Consider the following 17973-nt stretch of genomic DNA (forward strand, 5'->3'; position numbering starts at 1 on the left):
TCCACTCCGCACCGTAGTACGGCGGCGCACATGAGTATGACAGTCATGCGCATCTCACGTCAAGGCGTCGGCGAACAGGTGGCCCCTCGGACGCGGGGCTCGCCGCCCGGCGTCGTCGCCGGTGGGGGCGGCGACCGGGGCCTCCTCGGACGCGGGGCTCGCGCGGCGGCTCCCGGCCCGGTTCATCGCCCTGGTACTCGCCACCGGGCGCATCCCCCGTCGTTCCCCGGTGAGGAGACCACCGCGCCCCTTCCCGCCGCATGACGGGAAGGGGCGCAGCATTCATTGCCGGCGCTCGGAGGCGCCGGCGCCGCTCAGCGGTTCCTGGTCGTCCCCTCGGACGAGCCGTTGGTGTCGATGTACTTGGCGAAGCAGTGCTCGCCGTCCAGGCCCTGGGAGTCGCACCAGGCGTTGGCCTCCTCCGCCGTGGTGAAGGGGATCCCCACAATGGTCACCCACCAGCTGCCTCCGGCGTCGAAGACGGGCCAGTCGTCGCTGAAGAGCAGAAGAGCCTGCGGGAACTGCTGGCGCAGCGAGAAGAACTCCTGCACGATGTCGGGGCTGCCCCAGGTCATGCCCTCGGCGTACAGGCCCGGCCGCTTCGAGGACACCTGGGGGACCCAGTACCCGGAGACGCTGCTCACGACGGTCGGCCGGTCGTGGTCGGCCTGCCAGCGGAGGTTGCCGGCGGCGTCGGCCTCCGCCACCTGCCCGTCGCCGGTGCCGGAGGCCACGATCGCCGTCGTGCTCGCGTCGCTGCCGACCACCACCGCGGTCGACGCGCCGCTGCGGTCGATGTCACCGGAGATCGTGGTGGAGCCGGCGCTGATGTCGCTCGCGGAGCGGAAGAAGTATCCGGCGGCGAACCGCAGGACGAGCGTCCTGCCGCCCGAGGGGATGACGACGGGGGAACCCGAGAAGTCGAAATCGGCGTAGGCGACGACCATGTCGGCGGCCCCCGAGCCCGTGGTCGACGACGGCGCGTAGAGCGCGATGGAATTCGCGGCGCCCGTCAGCACATCCCCCTCGGAGCAGGAGGGGGTGACCTCGGTCGTGACCTCGAGTTCGCCGCCCTGGTCGCTGACGGAGCGCACCGCGAACTGCGGCGCCCGCGCGCAGGGCGTGACGTAGTCGGCCGAGCCCGCCCCGTTCGAGCCGCTCGCCCCGGAACCGGAACCGGAGTCCGGCTCGCTCGACTCCACCGGGGCCGGCGGCGAGTCGCGGTCCGGCTCCTCCTCGGCCGGCGTCGGCTCGTCGCGGTCGGTCTCCCGGTCCTTCGCGGAGTCCTTGTCGTCCTTGTCCCCGTCCTTGTTCTTCTCGCGGTCCTTCTTGTGCGAGGCCGACGACGCGCGGTCGGAGCCGTGCCCGCCCGCGGCGGTCGACGGCGTGCGATCGTCATCCCCGCCGAAGAGCCCCAGACGCCACGTGCCGATCCCGCCGATGACGAGCAGGATGATGACGGCGGCCGCGATCAGGGGCACCGGCGACCAGCGGGAGGATCGCTCCGCGACGGCGACGCCCTGCGGCGGGGTGCCGTCGGCCACCCACGCCCAGGCGGCCGGCGCCTGCGCCGCCCCGTCCGTCCCCGACGGGTGCTGCTGGCCGTTCAAAACGGCCAGGACGGCGTCGTCCTGCAGCTGGTACAGCCAATTGACCAGTTCCGGGTAGAGCATCGGGTTGGAGGCGAGCGCCGCCCAGAGATCGGGGCGGTTCTGCGCGAGCGCCGCCTGAATCTCCTGATCCGGCGTCGTGGAGGCGAGCCGCGCATCGGCCTGCCCCACTATTTCTGTGAGCTGCGTGGGATCCATATCGGGACTGTTTTTCTCCGTAGGGGCCTCCGACCGCCGGACCCGCCCCGGGCGGATCCGCGGAACTTCCACGATGATTATCGGTGCGGGCGAGGCGGCGAGTCAAGCACGGGGCCCGGCGGCCCGTCTCCCGGCCGGGACCCCGGCCCGCAGGACTGCGATGGCTGTGGCCCGCGGCATCGCCCGACCCTCCGCCGGGACCCCGGCCCGCAGGACTGCGACGCCGACGGGCCGCCCGCGCTCCCGGGCCCGTACGACGGCGCGCCGCGTCATCCACGAGGTCGCCCGCCGCTTCCAGCATCGACGACGTCCGCCTGCACGGACTCGGCCGGGAGCGAGCCGCCCGGGTGCTATGCTGCCTGGCGCGCGGGTCCGCATCCCGCGGATTCACGCGCTTAAGCATCCCACGGCCGTCCCGTCCCACCGAATAGGTCACCATGAGTCCAGGTTCACCCCGACGCCGCATCATCGTGTCCGGCACGGAGGTCTCGCACGCCCCGATGCCCGAGCCGACCACCGGGCCCGCCCGCCCCACCGGGCCCGCCTCACCGGTCGCGCCCCCGGCGCCGACGGCCCCGGCACCGGCCGCGCCCTCCATGGACCCGGCCCAGCTGCACCGGCTCAGGGAGCAGGCCACCGCGCAGACCGCCCGGATCCTCTCCCGGGCCACCGCCATCCGGGAGCGGATCGGCGCCGCCCGCAAGAGCGACCTGGCCGACCTGGACGCGGCCGCCGCGGCGCTGCACGAGGGGATCGAGGAGCAGCGCCGCCTGCGCCGGGAGCGCGCCGTCGCCGGCGCCGAGCGGGAGCGCGCCGAGGCCCGGGCCGCACTCGAGCGGACCGTGAGCGAGCTCGCCCCGGGCGCGGCGGGCTCCGACTTGAGAACGATCGACGCCGACGCCGTCGGGCGCCCGTCCCGCTGGACGCGGATCGGCGCGTTCCGCGCCCCCGACGAGCTCGGGGGCGCCCCCGCCCTCGCCCCGCTGATCTGCGCGTCGCACTGGCGGGTGGAGGGCTCCACCCGCCGTGCCCAGGACCTGGTGCTCGCCACCCTGGCGCGGCTCGTGACGCAGATCCCGCTGCCCCACCTGCGCCTGCTCGTCTTCGACCCCCGCGTCACCGGCGTCCTCGGGGCCTTCGCGCCGCTGCGCGAGACGGTCGGCTCCGCCTTCCCGCCGCCCTTCTCCGAGGCGGGCTCCTTCGCCGACGCCGTGCGCACCGCCATGGCGGACGCCGCCTCCAACGCCGAGCGCATCGCCGTGGGCGGCGCGCGCGACCTGCTCGACCTGTGGCGGCGCGACGGCGAGCCCACCGGGTCGCTGACCGTCGTCGTCGTCCTCGACCACCCCTACGGCGTCGACGAGCAGCTCGGCCGCCTCCTCGACCGGGTCGCCGACATGAGCCCCGGCACCGGGATCCACCTCATGATCCAGCACGACCCCGCGCTGGGCGGGGCGCCCGGCGCCCGGCGCGGAACCCTGGTCCTGCGCCACGACGCCGGAACATGGGCCGTGCCGAACCTGCCCGCGGGCGCCGTCGTGGAGCCCGACGACCCGCCGTCCCTGGCGGTGCTCGACGCCGCGGTCCGCGCCGCCCGGCAGGCGGCGACGAAGACCACCGGCCCCGTCATCCCGCTGGCCGACCTCATCGGGGAGGACCTGGGCTCCCCGTGGAGCGGGTCGTCGATCGAGTCCCTGGACGCCGCCATCGGCCGGGCCGGGCGCGACCCGCTCACGCTGTCGCTGCGCAGCGAGAACCCCCCGCACCCCAACGTGCTCATCGGCGGCGCCGTCGGCCAGGGCAAGTCCAACCTCCTGCTCGACATCATCTACTCCCTGGCCGCCCGCTACTCGCCCGACGAGCTGAGCATGCTGCTGCTCGACTACAAGCAGGGCCTGGAGTTCCACCGCTTCGCCCCCGACGCCGAGGGGCGGGGCTGGCTCCCCCACGTCAAGGTCCTCTCCCTGGAGTCGGACCAGGAGTTCGGCGTCGCCGTCCTGCGGCACGTCACCGAGGAGCTCGAGCGCAGGTCCCGGCTGTTCAAGGAGGCCGGCGCCCCCTCCATCGGGGCCTACCGCCGGGCGACCGGCCTGGCCGTGCCGCGCATGCTGGTCATCATCGACGAGTTCCACGCCCTGTTCGAGGGCGACGACGATCTGGTCGACCAGGCGGTGGCCCTCCTCGAGGCCATTGCGAAGCAGGGCCGGGCCTACGGCATCCACCTCCTGCTCGCCTCCCAGACCATCTCCGGCATCTCGGGGCTGCGGGCCAAGGGGGACTCGATCTTCGCCCAGTTCCCCCTGCGCATGTCGCTGAAGAACACCGCCCAGGAGTCCGAGGCGATCCTCTCCCCGCACAACCGCGCGGCCGCCGAGCTGACCTACCGGGGCGAGGTCATCCTCAACCGCAACTACGGCCTGGACCCCGCCGCCGCGAACGTCCGCGGCGTCGCCGCCTGGGCCGAGCCCCAGACCCTCGACGAGCTGCAGCGGCGGCTGTTCGACCTCGGCCACACCGACCCCCCGATGGTCTTCATCGGCGCGAACCGCGCCGCGTGGCCGGAGCACGGGCCCGACCGCGCCGACGACGGCGAGGGGCCCGCCATGTGGCTGGGCCGTCCGGTGAGGGTGACCCAGACCCCGGTGTCCCTGACCCTGGACGCGGACGTCGACCAGGGGGTTGTGCTCGTGGGCTCCGGGGACGACCTGGCCGACGGGGCGCTGAGTTCGATGACCCTGACGGCGCTGCGGACCATGGACCCCGCCTGCGAACTGGTCGTCCTCAACGGCATGAAGGAGCTCCCGCCCGGGCTGGCCCGCGTGGTCGGGGCGCGGAGCCGGTCCGGCCGCGCCGCGCGCGTCGTGCCCCGCGAGGAGGTCGCCGCCTTCCTGGTGCGGGACGTGACCGCCGCGCTCGACGACGGCGCCGAGCACCCGATGCTCCTCGTCGGGGTCGGGCTCCAGCGCGTCGTCGGAATGGACCGCCCGCTCCCGGACGACGCGGCTCCCGCGCCCGGCGCGGAGCCGGCGGACGACGACCTCGGCTTCTCCGACCTGCTGTCCGCGGGCCCCGCGCAGACCACCCCGGCGCAGGTCCTGCAGCGGGTCTTCGAGCGCGGGGCGCTCCAGGGCGTCTTCGCCGTCGGCTGGTGGAGCTCCCGGCGGGCGATGGAACGGGACCTGGGCTCCTACAACCTGCCGGGGGTCCGCGCCCTGGTCCTGCTCAAGCTCGGGCTGGTCGACCTGCGGGACCTGGCGGGGCCGCACACCAAGCCCTTCGGCCGCGGGCCGCGCATCGGCCTGCTCGACCACACCGACGACGCCGGGCTCCGGGTCCTGGTCCCCTTCGAGATCCCCGACGACGACGTTCTGGAGGAGACATGGTGAACGACGCGCGCACCACCGCCGGCGCGGACTACCTCGCCGCCGTGGAGGCCCTGTGCTCCCTGGGCGAGCGCACCGAGCGGGAGCTGGCCGGCGCCGCCGACTACGGCCGCGGCGAGCTGCGCGAGGCGGCGAGCCGGCGGCGCTCGCGGGAGCAGGAGTGGGAGCGCCTGGAGCGGCGGGCCGCCCAGGCGGAGCGGACCGCCCGCTCACTCGCCCACGCCCACGACGTCGGCATCGACGCCGACGCCCCGGTGCCGGACGCCCCCGCCGGCGCGGCCGACACGGGCCGCGAGTTGAGCCGGGTGGAGGCGGACCTGCGCACGGTGCAGCAGGAGTGGGCGCGCATCGACTCCGCCGCGGCCGAGCGGCCCGCGCCGGTCGAGCCCGTGCCCGCCGCACCGGCCCCGCCGGCCCCGGCCGCGCCGGTCGAGCCCGCCCCCGCGGCTCCGGAGCCCTCCGCCCCGTCGCCGCGCTTCGGAAAAGTACAACAATTGGTACTCGCGATCGTCGTTCTGGCCGTCATCGCGTGTGCCATCATCGTGTACGCCCTGTGAGCGCAGGCTCGCCGGCGCCCCCAGATCCCTACAACCGAGGTCGGTTCCCGTGCAGCACCAACGACGTCGTGTCCTGAGCAGCGCAGCCGTGGCGCGGCAGGGCCCCGCCGCCAACACGGTGCCCTCCTCCCAGACGGTGCCCGCCCAGTCGCTCGCGCCCGCCACGATCACTCCCTACGAGCGGTCCCGCCGATCGCTGCCCCGCTCGGCGCAGATCATGGAGGCCGTCCGCAACCTCGACATGACTCAGGACACCGCCTACCGGGCCGAGCTCATCGCCTGGATCGAGCGGGCCTACGCCGACCGCATGGGCGGGATCCTCGTCGGGCTCTTCGCGAGGTGCTACCTCGGCGAGCCCTACATCGACCACAGGATGAGCATCGACGGCGCCATCATCGAGCACTACACGCCCTCCGACCCCGTCCCCGAGCCCTACCGGCAGGCCCGCGCCCTCGCCCGCTCGCCCGCCTACGCCTACATCGAGGTCTACTCCGACGGCGAGCTCGTGCCCGTGCGGGAGGACGGGACCGGCTGACTCCTGGCCCCGTCCCGCCCCTCCCACCATCCGCCGGACGATCTTCATTCGTCCTTGCCCTGAAAGGATCACAATGTCTTCAGGAACCTTGAACCTGGCGCCGATCACGCGTCAACTCGACGAGATCCAGAGCGCCATGGCGACGAGGAGCGACGTCGACCAGGTCAGCTCCATGGTCACGGAGGTCTCCGGCACGCTCCGGTCGACCCAGGACCAATTGGCCGAGCTGCAGCGGCAGTTCGCCGAGTACGTCCAGCAGGCGCGGCGGACCGCCGCCGTGCAGCGCGCCGAGACCAAGCTGGGCACCCTCAAGGCCGACCTGGAGCGCGAGTACGGGCACTACAAGGTGGTGCGCCGCTCCAGCATCGGGCTGCTTCAGGCCTTCGACATCGGCAACGTCTCGGAGTCCACCGCCGGCCAGGTCAGCGAAGAGCTCATGATCCAGACCCCCCGGTACTGGCTCGCGCCGGCGCTGGTGGCGCTGGCCGCGTGGTCGCGCGACGACGAGGACGTGGCCAAGCGGTCCGTCGCCGAGGCCTACGGGCGCAATCAGGCCAAGACGGCCCTGTTCTTCGCCCTCGTCCTGCGGCGCGAGCACCGGGACGCCGAGTCCGTGCGGTGGCTGCGCCACTACTTCGCCTCCTGCGATCCGCACAATCTCACCCGGGAGTTCGCCGTCATCCTCGAGGCGGCCTCCCAGGGGCAGTTCGGCCCCCCGGGCACGGACCTGGTCCGCACCCAGCTCCACACCTGGACCAAGGAGCTGCGCACCAGTCAGGACCTGGTCAAGGAGCAGGTCAACAAGTGGGTCCAGGAGCTCACCGTCGCCCGCGAGGTGCTCGACAACCAGGAGGCGCAGATGCTGCGCCGGCTCACCCCGCCCGCCTCCTTCGCCGCGGTCAAGGCGCAGACGGAGGCGGCCACCGCGCTGGGGCGCTGCGCGGAGAAGTACGAGGCGGTCAAGGACTCCGACTTCACCTCCGCGGGCATGATCTCCTCCCTCCTGGACGACCTCCTCATCCAGCTCGTGACCGAGTACGACGACGAGGAGCTCCCGCTGCGCCGCGAGGTGACCTACCAGGAGGCGATCATCGACTCCGACGGGGACGCCGACCGCGCCCGCGCCAAGGCCGATCAGCTCATTGCGATCCTGGGCGAGCGCACCGACGCCGTCACGCTCCAGACCAATGCCGCCATCGCCCCGGACAGCCTCGGCGTGTCCGTGCGCACCCAGCAGGTCGCCATCGGCGCGGGACGGGAGGACTTCCGCACCGCCGTCACCGTCTACACCAGGAATTACCGCAGGCTCCACGTCGACAACGTGCCGTTGAACCTGGGCTCCGACCACCACGGCCTGGCGTCCTCCCTGGGCTTCGTCGGGCTGTCGACCAGCACCTCCGAGGACGAGGAGACGATGGCGGCCCGGCTGCGATCGGCGTGGGACCAGACCTGCGCCGCGAGAATCGCGCAGGTGTCCTTCAAGAACCAGCAGATGGTCCTGCCCATCTTCATCGCGGCGGTCGTCTCCCTCCTCGGCTTCGCGCTGCTCAAGGCGCTGGGCGTTCTCGTCGCCCTGGCGGCCGGCGGGATCGCGTACTACGTCATCAGCCAGAAGAAGAAAACCGCCGACGCCGAGGTGGCCAATGTCATTCAGGCGAAGGAGAGGGCCTATAACGAGTCGTTCCAGATGCTCGTCGACGCCCGCGCGGAGTTCGACGACCTCGAGTTCTTCTACGAGGAGCACGACGCCGATGAGGCAGAGCTCCTCCGTGTCATCGACGTGTGGCCGGTGGGCAGCACCACCAGCGAGGAGAAGTGACCATGACCGACGCCGCCCAGTCGGGCGCCAGTGCCGACGCCGTCAAGGACGAGAGGGCCGCCGCCGGGAACGGGGTGATCGTCCCCGAGCAGGTTCCCGCGGCCACGGCGGCCGCACCGGCCATGCCGCCCGTTCCGCCGCCGCCCGCGGCTCCGGCCATGCCGCCGGTGCCGCCTCCGCCCGCCGCGGCACCGGTTCCGCCGCCCAGCGCCCCTTCCGCGCAGGCCCCGGCGGCCATGCCGCCCGTCCCCCCGCCCGCCGCGGCACCGGTTCCGCCGCCCAGCGCCCCTTCCGCGCAGGCTCCGGCGGCCGCACCGGCCATGCCGCCGGTCCCCCCGCCCGCCGCGGTGCCGGTTCCGCCGCCCAGCGCTCCTTCCGCGCAGGCCCCGGCGGCCATGCCGCCCGTCCCCCCGCCCGCCGCGGCGCCGGTTCCGGCCGCGCCCGCGAGGCCCATGGCGCAGGCCCCGGGATCCCCGCCGCCGACCATCGTCCGCCGTCGTCCCCGCAGGACGCCCTCCTTCTCCCCCGCCCCGCCCGGTCGGGGAACCGTCGTCGACCGCAAGGATCTCCTGGTCCGCACCAGGGACACGACGGGCGCGCCGAAGCTGTCCAGCGACCGGCCCATTGCGGGGAACCTGCCCGCGTGGAGCCCGCTGCCGCCCAATGAGACGATCGTGCGCCGTCGTCCCGCGCCGAGCACCGCATCATGAGCACGTCATTGCCGGGAGCCGCGACGACGGGCTCGAGCGTGTACAAGACCTGGGCCACCACGCTGCGGACGTGGAGCCGTGCCCCGTCGACCAGTCTGGACGGGCTGCCGCCGCTGACCGCCGAGAGCTTCAGCCCGCGGACCTTCAGCAGGCTGGTGGATCACCTCGTGACCGCCGTCAGCACCATGATGGACGGCTGGAACGAGTCCTTCGCCAGGTCGTGGGAGCACGCCCTGGCCTCGGGGGACGTCCACACCATCGAGTCGGCCCTCGTCGACGCGCGGCGCCTGCTGCTGCCGCGGCTGCGCCTGTCCACCCACCCCTCGCTTCCGCAGGAGCTGCGCGAGAACCTCATGACCTCGATGCGCAAGGACGTGGAGTCCCTGCAGCACCAGCTGGAGGAGGCGGTGTCGAGCACCCGGGCGGGTCGCGTCGTCTCGGACCCGACCGGAGACGACCGCCTCGTCCGGGTCGTGCGCGAGAACTCGCTCATGCGGGTCTTCGACACGGGCTACGTGGACGGCTCGGCGATCATCGGGCTGGCCGACCGGGCCTCGGCCCCGGGGCCCGTCGGCGGGACGCCGGCGACCCGGACCGACGAGCCCCCGCCGCCCCGCGAGCGCAGGGGTCCGGGACTGTTCAGGCGCATGACCAGAAGGAGGAAGTGATGGACTACCGCCAGACGACCGATGAGGTGCGCAGATTCCTCAAAGCCAGGGTGCCGGTCATCATCGTCAGGACCGTGGAGCCCATGCGGGCCTCGGAGATCGTCTCCCAGCTCGCGGCCGAGTTCCGGCAGATGCCGTTCTTCTCCTACACGCGCACCGAGGGGCTGCGCGAGGTCCTCACCGGCTCGGCGGTCACCGACGACTACTCCCTCGTTGCCGCCCTCGACCAGGCCCAGCAGACCTTCCGCGCCCGGGCGAACGTCAACTTCGTCTTCTCCGACCTCGACGACCTCGAGGGCGATACCGCGACGTCCCGTCACCTCTCCCAGCTCATCCGGCTCGCGGAGAGGAACAACGGCGCCATCATCCTCATCACGGACCGGCCCGTGTGGTCCGGGCTGAGCCGGCTCGGCATGACCACGACCCTGGACGTGCCCACCGTCGACGAGCTCCACGAGACCATCTCCTCGACGATCAGCCCCTACCGCGGGTCGAACATCTTCATCGAGTGGCAGGACGCCGAGGTCCGCCGCGCCGCCGAGATCCTGTCCGGGGTGACGGAGGGCGAGGCGATCAACGTCGTGGCGACCCTCATCGCCAAGGAGGAGGTCCGCAACGAGGACCTCGCCGAGCTGTCCCAGTTCAAGGACCGGATCTTCGGCGATCTCGCCGGCCTCGAACGGGTCCGCCTCCAGGACGACTACCAGGTGGGCGGGCTGGAGAACCTCAAGGAGTGGTTGGCGGGCAAGCAGCGCCTCATGACGGGGGACCTGACCGGGTGGGGCGTCAAGCCGCCCAAGGGCGTCCTCCTGTGCGGCGTGCCGGGGTGCGGCAAGTCCCTGTCCGCCAAGGCCATCGCCCAGCAGTGGGAGCTGCCGCTCTATCGGCTCGACATGGCCGCGGTCATGGGCATGTACGTCGGGGAGTCCGAGTCCCGTCTGCGCGATGCGCTGGCGACCGCCGACCGGGCCGCCCCGTGCATCCTGTGGATCGACGAGATCGAGAAGGGGCTCGCCTCCAATTCCAGCGACAACTCGGTGACGCGCCGCCTCATCGGGCAGTTCCTCTTCTGGATGCAGGAGTCCACCTCCAAGGTGTTCCTCGTGGCCACCTCCAACGACGTGTCCACTCTGCCGCCCGAGCTGCTGCGCAAGGGCCGCTTCGACGCCGTGTTCTTCGTGGACCTGCCGACCCCGGAGGAGCGCGAGGAGATCATCCGCCTGTGCTTCCGCAAGTACACGCATTCGGAGCCCGCCTTCGACCTCATGAACGATCTGGTGCCCCTGACCGAGGGCTTCGCCGGCTCCGATATCGACGCCGTCGTCAACGAGATCGCCGAGGTCATGTACAACCGGCAGTCGCGGGCCCTCCCCGACGAGACCACGATCTACGACCACTTCCGCACCGTGGTCCCGTTCTCCCGCTCGAATCCCGACGACGTCGCCGACATCCGCGCCTGGGGGCAGTCGCGCGCCCTGCCCGCGGGGCGCACCGAGGCCGTCGCCCCGGGACCGGGCGGGGCCCCGGGCCGCCGCGTCGTGGTCCAGGGCCCCGACGGCCACCCGTACGGCCCCGGGTCCTCCCCGGGCCAGTTCGGCTGAGGAGGGGCGGGGCGCCGGGCCGGTGGCCGGGCGGGGACGCTACGCCGTTTCCGCCGGGCCGCCCCCGGCCCCGCCGATGAGGCGGGACGCGAAGCCGCGGGCCTCCGGGGCGAAGGCGCTCAGCTCCCGGCCCGCCCGGGCGAGTTCCCGGCGGCACGCGAGGAGGGCCGACAGCGCCTGACCGCGCTCCGGCACATCGGGCATCGCCGAGATGACGCCGGCCGCGCCGTCGATCCGCGCACTGACCGCGTCCACCGTCCTGGCGGGCCCCCGGCTCTGGTCGCCGAGGACGGTCACGGCCCGGGCGAGCTGCTGCAGCCTGGAGCTCATCGGGTCGCCTGCTGCCTGCGCGCGGCCTCCCGCTCCCGGTCGGCCTCCTCCTGAGCGAGGGCGTGCAATCGGCGCGCCAGCGCCTGCGTGCGCGCGACGGCGTCGTGCCCGCTGCTCGTGGCCCGGCCCAGCGCCGTGCTGAAGCCGGTCAGATTGCCCTGCAGCCGCACGTCGACGCCGGAGGCGCTGGCGCCGACCACCTGGGACGTCGCCGTCGAGAGCTTCGCGGCGCCGGCGGCCAGGCGCTCCATGGCCTGGATCTGCGACATCAGCGCCCTCGCCTCAGCGGCGGCCTCGTCCGCGAACCGCTCCAGTTGCACGGAGTCCACGTCGAAGCGCCCGTCACAGGGAGGCGGAGTACTGGTCGGCCGTCCGCGTGACGCGCGCCAACGAGGCCGCGGCGGCGTGGACCTTGCGCTTGGCGTCCTCGATCGCGGCCACCATCTCCCGGTCCTTGTTCTGCGCGGACCCGCCGATGACCGCCTCGACCTGCGCGGCCTGCTGGGAGAAGGACCGGTCGAACTGCGCCAGCCCCTGCGCCGTCCGCCTGGCGGACCGGCCGATGTCGGTGACCTGCTGCTTGAGTTGCTGAAGCTGGGACATGACGCCTCTTGAGTTCTGGGACGGACGGGTGCGGGGGCCGACGGGCCGGGAGCGCCGACGACGCACCCAGCCTAGCCGAACGGCGGCGCGCCCCGGGCCGCTCGGCGACTTCCGGTTCCCCCGGCCGCCCGGCGGCCCCGGTGCGGCGCGGGCGAGTCTCGTGACAGACTTCGGCCATGCCGGCACACGCACACGACAGCGGCGGCGAGCAGGCGCCGCCGCGGGGGGACGCGAGCCCGGGCCGCCGCGGATCGGGCCGCCGCGAACCGGGGGGACTGGCGGCGCACGGCCCCGTCGACGACCCGGTGGTCACCGCCCGCGCCCTGACCAAGGTCTTCGGCCGGGGCGAGAGCGCCGTCACCGCGCTCGACGCCGTCGACGTGCACCTCGCGCGCGGGCGCTTCACCGCCGTCATGGGCCCCTCCGGCTCGGGCAAGTCCACCCTCATGCACTGCCTGGCGGGCCTGGAGTCGCCCACCTCCGGGACGATCACGCTCGACGGGGTGGAGATCTCGTCCATGAGCCGGCGCCGCCTCACCCGGCTGCGCCGCGAGAACATCGGCTTCGTCTTCCAGGCCTTCAACCTGGTGCCCTCCCTGAGCGCGGAGGAGAACATCACCCTGCCCCTGGACATCGCCCGCAGGAGGGTCGACCGCGACCACTTCGACCGGGTCATCGACGCCGTCGGCCTGCGCGACCGCCTGAACCACCGCCCCGCCGAGTTGTCCGGCGGGCAGGCCCAGCGCGTGGCCTGCGCCCGCGCCCTGGTCGGGCGGCCCGCCGTCGTCTTCGCCGACGAGCCCACCGGCAACCTCGACTCCCGGTCCACCCGCCGGGTGCTGGACATCCTGCGCTCCAGCGTCGACGAATTCGGCCAGAGCATCGTCATGGTCACCCACGAGGCGGAGGCCGCCGCCCGGGCGGACATCGTCCTGTTCCTGCGCGACGGGCGCGTCGTCGCCGAGATGGACCGGCCGGACCCGGACCGCGTCCTCGACGCGCTGCGCGACCTCGCCGCCGAGGACGACGAACGGGCCGGCGCCCCCGGCGGACCCGGCGGACCCGCCGGCCCCGGCCCCCGGGGGCGGGGGCGCCGATGATCCGGGTCGCCCTGCGCTCGGTGCGCACCCACCTGGGGCAGTTCCTCCTCACCGCCCTGGCGGTCGTCCTGGGCGTCGCCTTCCTCTCGGGGACCCTCGCCCTGCGGGGTGTGCTCTCGGACGCCTTCTCCGCCCTGACCTCCTCGACCCTGACGGCCGACCTCTACATCATCGGCGAGCGGGCCGGCAGCGGCGACTCCGCCGTCCGCGCGCCGACGAACAAGATCGACGCCTCCCTGGCCGGGCCCGTCTCCGACGTCGACGGCGTCGCCGCGGCCCGCCCGTCCAGCTCGGTCAACGCCACCCTCGTGGGCGCCGACTCCGCCCCCGTCACCGCCATGGGCGCCCCCTCCCTGGCCCTGCCGCTCTACGCCGACGACCGCGGCCAGACCCTGGTCGCGGGTTCGCCCCCGTGCGGCCGCGACCAGATCGCCCTGGAGTCCGACGCCCTGGCCCGCTCCGGTCTGAGGATCGGCCAGAGCACGCACATCGTGGTGAACGGCGAGCCCGTGGAGGTGAGCGTCGTCGGCGAATTCACCTACGGCGCCTCCATGGCGGGGGCCACGATCATCGGCCTGGACCCCGACTGGCTCATGGAGCTCGCCGCCCCGGACGGCAAGGTCACCTCCATCGCCGTGCGCCTGGCCGACGGCGCCGACGCGCAGGCGGTGCGCGGCGACATCGCCGCCCTGCTGCCCGGCGACGTGCGCCTGCTCACCCGCGCCGAGCTCATCGACGAGCAGAACGAGTACGTCGAGAGGATCCTGGGCTACGTCGAGACCCTCCTGCTGGTCTTCGTGGTCCTGGCCATGTTCGTGGGCTCCTTCATCATTATGAACACCTTCGCCATGAGCGTGCGCCGGCGCCAGAGGGAGTTCGCCCTCCTGCGCGCCATCGGCGCCTCGCCGACGTCGGTGTTCGCCACCGTGCTCCTCCAGGCCCTGGTCATCGGGATCCTCGGCTCGGTCCTGGGCGTCCTGGCCGGGGCGTGCCTGATCCGCGGGCTCGTGGCGGGCCTGGGGGCCTGCGGCATGCCCCTGCCCGACGGCGGGGCGCCCATGACCCGGCGGGTCGTGGCCGTGTCGATCGGCGTGGGCGTGCTCGTCACCGTCGTCGGCGCCCTCCTGCCCTCCCGCGACGCCGCCCTCACCCCGCCGGTCGAGGCGATGCGCGACGCCTCCGGCGCGAAGGAGAGGCCCCTGCGGGCGCGCACCGGCGCGGGCGCGGCCCTGCTCGGCCCCGGCCTGGCCGGGATCCTGGCCGCCTGGCACGACGCGGACCTGCCCTGGCGCGGCGCCGTCCTGGGGGCCGGCGCCGGCGCGCTCCTGCTGGGCCTGCTCCTGGTCTCCCCCGCCGTCTCGCGCCCGGTCATCACCGCGCTCGGCGCGCCGGTGCGCCTGATCCGCCCGGGCGGGCGACTCGCCGTGCGCCTGCTCGCCGCCTCCCCCAGGCGCACCGCGGCCACCTCCGCCGCCCTGGTCATCGGCATGGCGCTGGTGTGCGCGGGGGCGACCATCACCGCCTCCATGCGGGCCTCGGTGTCCTCCATCGTCAACGACTCCATGCACGCCGACCTCTACGTGCGCCAGGCGACGTTCTCGACCCGCCTCATCCCCATCCCCCCGCAGATGACCGCCGCCATCGGGCGGCTCGACGGCGTCGCCTCGACGGCGGCCTACGCCGCCAACCTCGCCTCGGTGACCGGGCCGGACGGGAAGACCTCCACCGGCTACGTCGTCGCCGTCGACCCCCGGGCCTACGCGGCCGCCTACGACCCCAACGTCACCGCGGGCTCCCTCGACGGCCTCGACGCCACCCACGTGGCCGCCTTCGCCTCCTCCGGGCTGGCGCTGGGCGACCGGGTCACCATCACCGGCCCCGCCGGCTCGGTGACCGCCACGGTCAGCGCCGTCGCCGACACCACGGGCGTGGTCGGCGCCCTCTACGTCACCCCCGAGGTCGCGGCCGCCACCGGCTCCCTCACCACGGCGGCGCCCACCGACCCCGAGCAGGTGCTCGCCTCCCCCAACGGACTGTTCATCACCCTGGACGAGGGCGCCGACCCGGGGGCGGTGCGCGCCTCCATCCGGCAGATCCTGGCCCCCGCCTACGTCTTCAAGGTCTTCGACCCCGACGAGCTCTCCGACCAGGTCGGCTCGCAGGCCGACCGGATGCTCGCCGTCCTCTACGGCCTGCTGGGGCTGTCGATCGTCATCGCGATCCTGGGCATCGTCAACACCCTCGTCCTGTCCGTGTCCGAACGGGTCCGCGAGATCGGGCTCATGCGGGCCGTGGGCCTGGGGCGGGCCCAGCTCGCCGGGCAGATCGTCTGCGAGTCGGTCCTCACCGCCGTCTACGGCACCGTCCTGGGCGCGGGCGCGGGCGTGCTCCTGGCCGGGGCCCTGCGCGCCCTCCTGGCCGACCGGGGCCTGACCGAGCTCGTCATCCCGTGGGCCCGGCTCGGCGCCGTGCTGGGCGTGTCCGTCGTCGTCGGGGTGCTGGCCGCGCTGTGGCCGGCGGCGCGCGCGACCCGCCTGCCCGTCCTGGAGGCGATCGCCGCCGAGTGAGGCGCGGGGCCGGCGCTGTCCGCGCCCCGCCCGCCCGCGCCGTCGGCGCCCCGCGAGCGCCCGCGCCGTAACTCACGTTCCGTCTGCGAGTGCCCCCGCCCGCCGTCCGTTTACCATTCCGTCACCGGATCAAGGAGAACGCATGACCATCGACCTCGCACAATTCAAGAACGCCGAGGCCTGGGAGTACGGGGACGCCTGCCGCCAGGCCTACTGGAGCCGCTTCGGGACGACCACGGACGCGGCCTTCTTCGGGCCGACCAACGGCGCGCTCTCCCCCTGGCCCGGCCACGCCGAGAACTTCTGCCCCGTCTTCCTGCCCGACTCCACCATCATCGCCACCAGCGGCATGTCCTCGCCGTGGGACCCGGACGGCTGGGACGAGGACGGCGGCGACACCGGGGAGGGGCTGGAGTACTACCTCGACTCCCCCCGCCTGGCCGGCGCCGGCATGGAGGAGATCCGTCAGAGCTGGGAGCTCGCCCTGATCATGTCGATCGTCTCCCACTTCGCGGGTCAGAACTACCGGCCGACCTTCGACTTCTACGACTGCCTCACCCTGCGCACCCGTCCCGTCGAGGCGCTGGAGGACTGGGCCGATGACGAGGGGATGCTGTGCCTGCTGCTGGGCGCGGCGTCGGGCGTGCGCGAGGACCGCATCGAGATGTTCGGCGACCCCGAGGCGGTCCGGCTCATCGCCCTGACCCCCATCCATCCCGACGAGATGGAGTGGGCGAGGCGCAACGACGACCGCGGCGCCCTGGGCCGCGTCCTGACCGCATCCCCCTACCGCAACCAGATCCGTCCGGACCGGCCCAGCCTGCTCCCGGAGCTGGAGGCCTCGGTCTCATGAGCGCTCCGAAGCCCCTGCGCGGGCGCGCCCTGGCCCGGCGCCCGCTGCTCGTCGGGGCCCTCGTCACCGGCCTGGCCGCCTGCAGTTCGAGTCGTCCGGCCCCGGGCGACTCCGCGCCCTCCGCCGAAGCGGGCGCCGCGTCCGCCGCCCCGCCCGCGACCGGCCCGACGTCGTCCTCCCCGGCCTCGGCGGCCGCAACGACCCCGACGGCCCCGACGGCCCCGGCGACGGGCCCCCTGGCCGGCTGGAGCCTGGAGCAGAGGGTCGGCCAGCTCCTCATGATGGGCGTCGACGCCGCCGAGGCCCCGGCCAGTGCGCGCAGGGCCATCACCTCCCTGCACCTGGGCGGCGTCTTCCTGTCGGGGCGCTCCCAGGGCGGCACCGCGGCCACGCGCGCCGTCGTGGACTCCCTGACCGGGCTCGTCGGCCCCGAGTCCACCGGGGGCGCCCCGCTGCTGGTGTCCACCGACCAGGAGGGCGGGGATGTGCAGGTCCTCCGGGGCCAGGGCTTCTCCACCATCCCCTCGGCGCTCAAGCAGTCGGAGCAGTCGGCGGCCGACCTGGAGACGGCGGCCGCGGGCTGGGGCGGCGAGTTGGCGCAGGCGGGGGTCACCATGAACCTCGCGCCCGTGGCCGACCTCGTCGACATCGCCGACCCCGACTCCAACGAGCCCATCGGGGCCTGGGGGCGCCAGTACGGCAACGACAAGGAGACCGTGATCGAGCGGGCCGGCGCCTTCGCCCGCGGCATGGAGTCCGCCGGCGTCGTGGCGACCTTCAAGCACTTCCCCGGCCTGGGCCGGGTGGCCGGCAACACGGACACCTCGGCCTCCGTGACGGACTCGGTCACCGCGCGCACCGGCGACGCCGCCGTGGAGGTCTTCTCCCGTCTCATCGCCGACGGCGCCCGCGTCGTCATGGTCTCCTCCGCGGTCTACACCCTCATCGACGCCGGCTCCCCGGCGGTCTTCTCCTCCGTCGTCGTCACGGACATGCTGCGCGGGGACCTCGGCTTCACCGGGGTCGTCATCACCGACGACGTCTCCGCGGCCGCCCAGGTGAGCACCTGGGGCCCGGCCGAGCGGGCCGTGCTCGCGGTGCGGGCGGGCTGCGACATCGTCCTGGCTTCCGGGGACCCGGGGGTCGTGGAGGAGATGGCCCAGGGGCTGGTCGACCGGGCCCGCACCGATCCGGCCTTCGCGGCGCGGGTGGACGAGTCGGCGCTGCGGGTGCTGGCGCTCAAGGGCGTCCAGTCCTGACCCGATCCTCGCGCCCCGCCGCTCCTCCTGCCCCGCCGCTCCTCACCGGAACCGGCGGAAGAGTCGCGCGAGGCCGGCGGATAATGCACGTCCTGCGGATAACTCGGGAGTCCTGGGTCGTCTTCGGAGGCCACTGGCGCATCACGAGGCGCGACAGGGACGCCGGGCGAACCCCCGGCC

General features: G+C 73.8%; 15 protein-coding genes. 11 read left to right on the top strand and 4 right to left on the bottom strand.

The features are described from left to right. Positions 1–314: 314 nt before the first annotated feature. The gene (locus G446_RS0106000; protein ID WP_156916540.1) at positions 315–1808 is read right to left on the bottom strand and encodes a variant leucine-rich repeat-containing protein; all 1494 of its coding nucleotides are present in this window, start codon (positions 1806–1808) and stop codon (positions 315–317) included. Positions 1809–2245: 437 nt separating this feature from the next. Here G446_RS0106000 and G446_RS16260 point away from each other — a divergent pair, with 437 nt between their 5' ends. The 7 genes from G446_RS16260 to G446_RS16270 all read left to right on the top strand — a co-directional run bounded on the left by G446_RS16260 (position 2246) and on the right by G446_RS16270 (position 11081). After that, on the top strand, positions 2246–5194 hold the full coding sequence (locus G446_RS16260; RefSeq protein WP_156916541.1) for an FtsK/SpoIIIE domain-containing protein: 2949 nt from the start codon (positions 2246–2248) through the stop codon (positions 5192–5194). Continuing rightward, positions 5188–5748: a hypothetical protein gene (locus tag G446_RS0106015; protein WP_156916542.1), complete on the top strand. Its 561-nt coding sequence runs from the start codon at positions 5188–5190 to the stop codon at positions 5746–5748. The genes G446_RS16260 and G446_RS0106015 overlap by 7 nt, the downstream gene beginning before the upstream one ends. An 88-nt stretch (positions 5749–5836) precedes the next feature. Next, complete coding sequence (locus G446_RS0106020) at positions 5837–6283, top strand: hypothetical protein (protein ID WP_084779032.1); 447 nt, start codon at positions 5837–5839, stop codon at positions 6281–6283. Positions 6284–6356: 73 nt separating this feature from the next. After that, positions 6357–8102 carry a hypothetical protein gene (locus tag G446_RS0106025; protein ID WP_034469371.1) on the top strand — a complete coding sequence of 582 codons (1746 nt, stop codon included), beginning with the start codon at positions 6357–6359 and terminating at the stop codon, positions 8100–8102. 2 nt (positions 8103–8104) lie between these two features. Beyond that, a complete protein-coding gene (locus G446_RS20590; RefSeq protein ID WP_034469374.1) occupies positions 8105–8812 on the top strand; it encodes a hypothetical protein in 708 nt (235 codons plus the stop codon). Continuing rightward, the gene (locus G446_RS0106030; RefSeq protein ID WP_156916543.1) at positions 8809–9480 is read left to right on the top strand and encodes a hypothetical protein; all 672 of its coding nucleotides are present in this window, start codon (positions 8809–8811) and stop codon (positions 9478–9480) included. Before G446_RS20590 ends, G446_RS0106030 begins: the two co-directional genes overlap by 4 nt. Next, positions 9480–11081 carry an AAA family ATPase gene (locus tag G446_RS16270; protein ID WP_211228259.1) on the top strand — a complete coding sequence of 534 codons (1602 nt, stop codon included), beginning with the start codon at positions 9480–9482 and terminating at the stop codon, positions 11079–11081. The genes G446_RS0106030 and G446_RS16270 overlap by 1 nt, the downstream gene beginning before the upstream one ends. Before the next feature lie 39 nt (positions 11082–11120). Here G446_RS16270 and G446_RS0106040 read toward each other — a convergent pair whose 3' ends face one another. From G446_RS0106040 to G446_RS0106050, 3 genes are read right to left on the bottom strand one after another with little or no spacing between them, the layout of a single operon-like run. Further along, positions 11121–11411 (bottom strand): hypothetical protein, encoded by a 291-nt coding sequence (locus tag G446_RS0106040; RefSeq protein ID WP_026409480.1) that lies wholly within the window; start codon positions 11409–11411, stop codon positions 11121–11123. Beyond that, positions 11408–11740, bottom strand: coding sequence for a hypothetical protein (locus tag G446_RS0106045; protein WP_026409481.1), 333 nt, complete (start codon positions 11738–11740; stop codon positions 11408–11410). Before G446_RS0106045 ends, G446_RS0106040 begins: the two co-directional genes overlap by 4 nt. Positions 11741–11753: 13 nt before the next feature. Further along, positions 11754–12014: a hypothetical protein gene (locus G446_RS0106050; RefSeq protein ID WP_026409482.1), complete on the bottom strand. Its 261-nt coding sequence runs from the start codon at positions 12012–12014 to the stop codon at positions 11754–11756. A 176-nt stretch (positions 12015–12190) separates the two neighbouring features. On the opposite strand from G446_RS0106050, the gene G446_RS16275 reads away from it, so the two are divergent. The 4 genes from G446_RS16275 to G446_RS0106070 all read left to right on the top strand — a co-directional run bounded on the left by G446_RS16275 (position 12191) and on the right by G446_RS0106070 (position 17793). Continuing rightward, the gene (locus G446_RS16275; protein WP_084779033.1) at positions 12191–13114 is read left to right on the top strand and encodes an ABC transporter ATP-binding protein; all 924 of its coding nucleotides are present in this window, start codon (positions 12191–12193) and stop codon (positions 13112–13114) included. Beyond that, positions 13111–15681 carry an ABC transporter permease gene (locus G446_RS0106060; RefSeq protein WP_026409483.1) on the top strand — a complete coding sequence of 857 codons (2571 nt, stop codon included), beginning with the start codon at positions 13111–13113 and terminating at the stop codon, positions 15679–15681. Before G446_RS16275 ends, G446_RS0106060 begins: the two co-directional genes overlap by 4 nt. A gap of 142 nt (positions 15682–15823) precedes the next feature. Beyond that, entirely contained in the window at positions 15824–16534 is a 711-nt protein-coding gene (locus G446_RS0106065; RefSeq protein ID WP_026409484.1) for a suppressor of fused domain protein, read from the top strand. Continuing rightward, on the top strand, positions 16531–17793 hold the full coding sequence (locus G446_RS0106070) for a glycoside hydrolase family 3 N-terminal domain-containing protein (protein ID WP_051285699.1): 1263 nt from the start codon (positions 16531–16533) through the stop codon (positions 17791–17793). Before G446_RS0106065 ends, G446_RS0106070 begins: the two co-directional genes overlap by 4 nt. Positions 17794–17973: the final 180 nt, after the last annotated feature.

Source organism: Actinomyces dentalis DSM 19115 (assembly GCF_000429225.1).
Lineage (GTDB): Bacteria > Actinomycetota > Actinomycetes > Actinomycetales > Actinomycetaceae > Actinomyces > Actinomyces dentalis.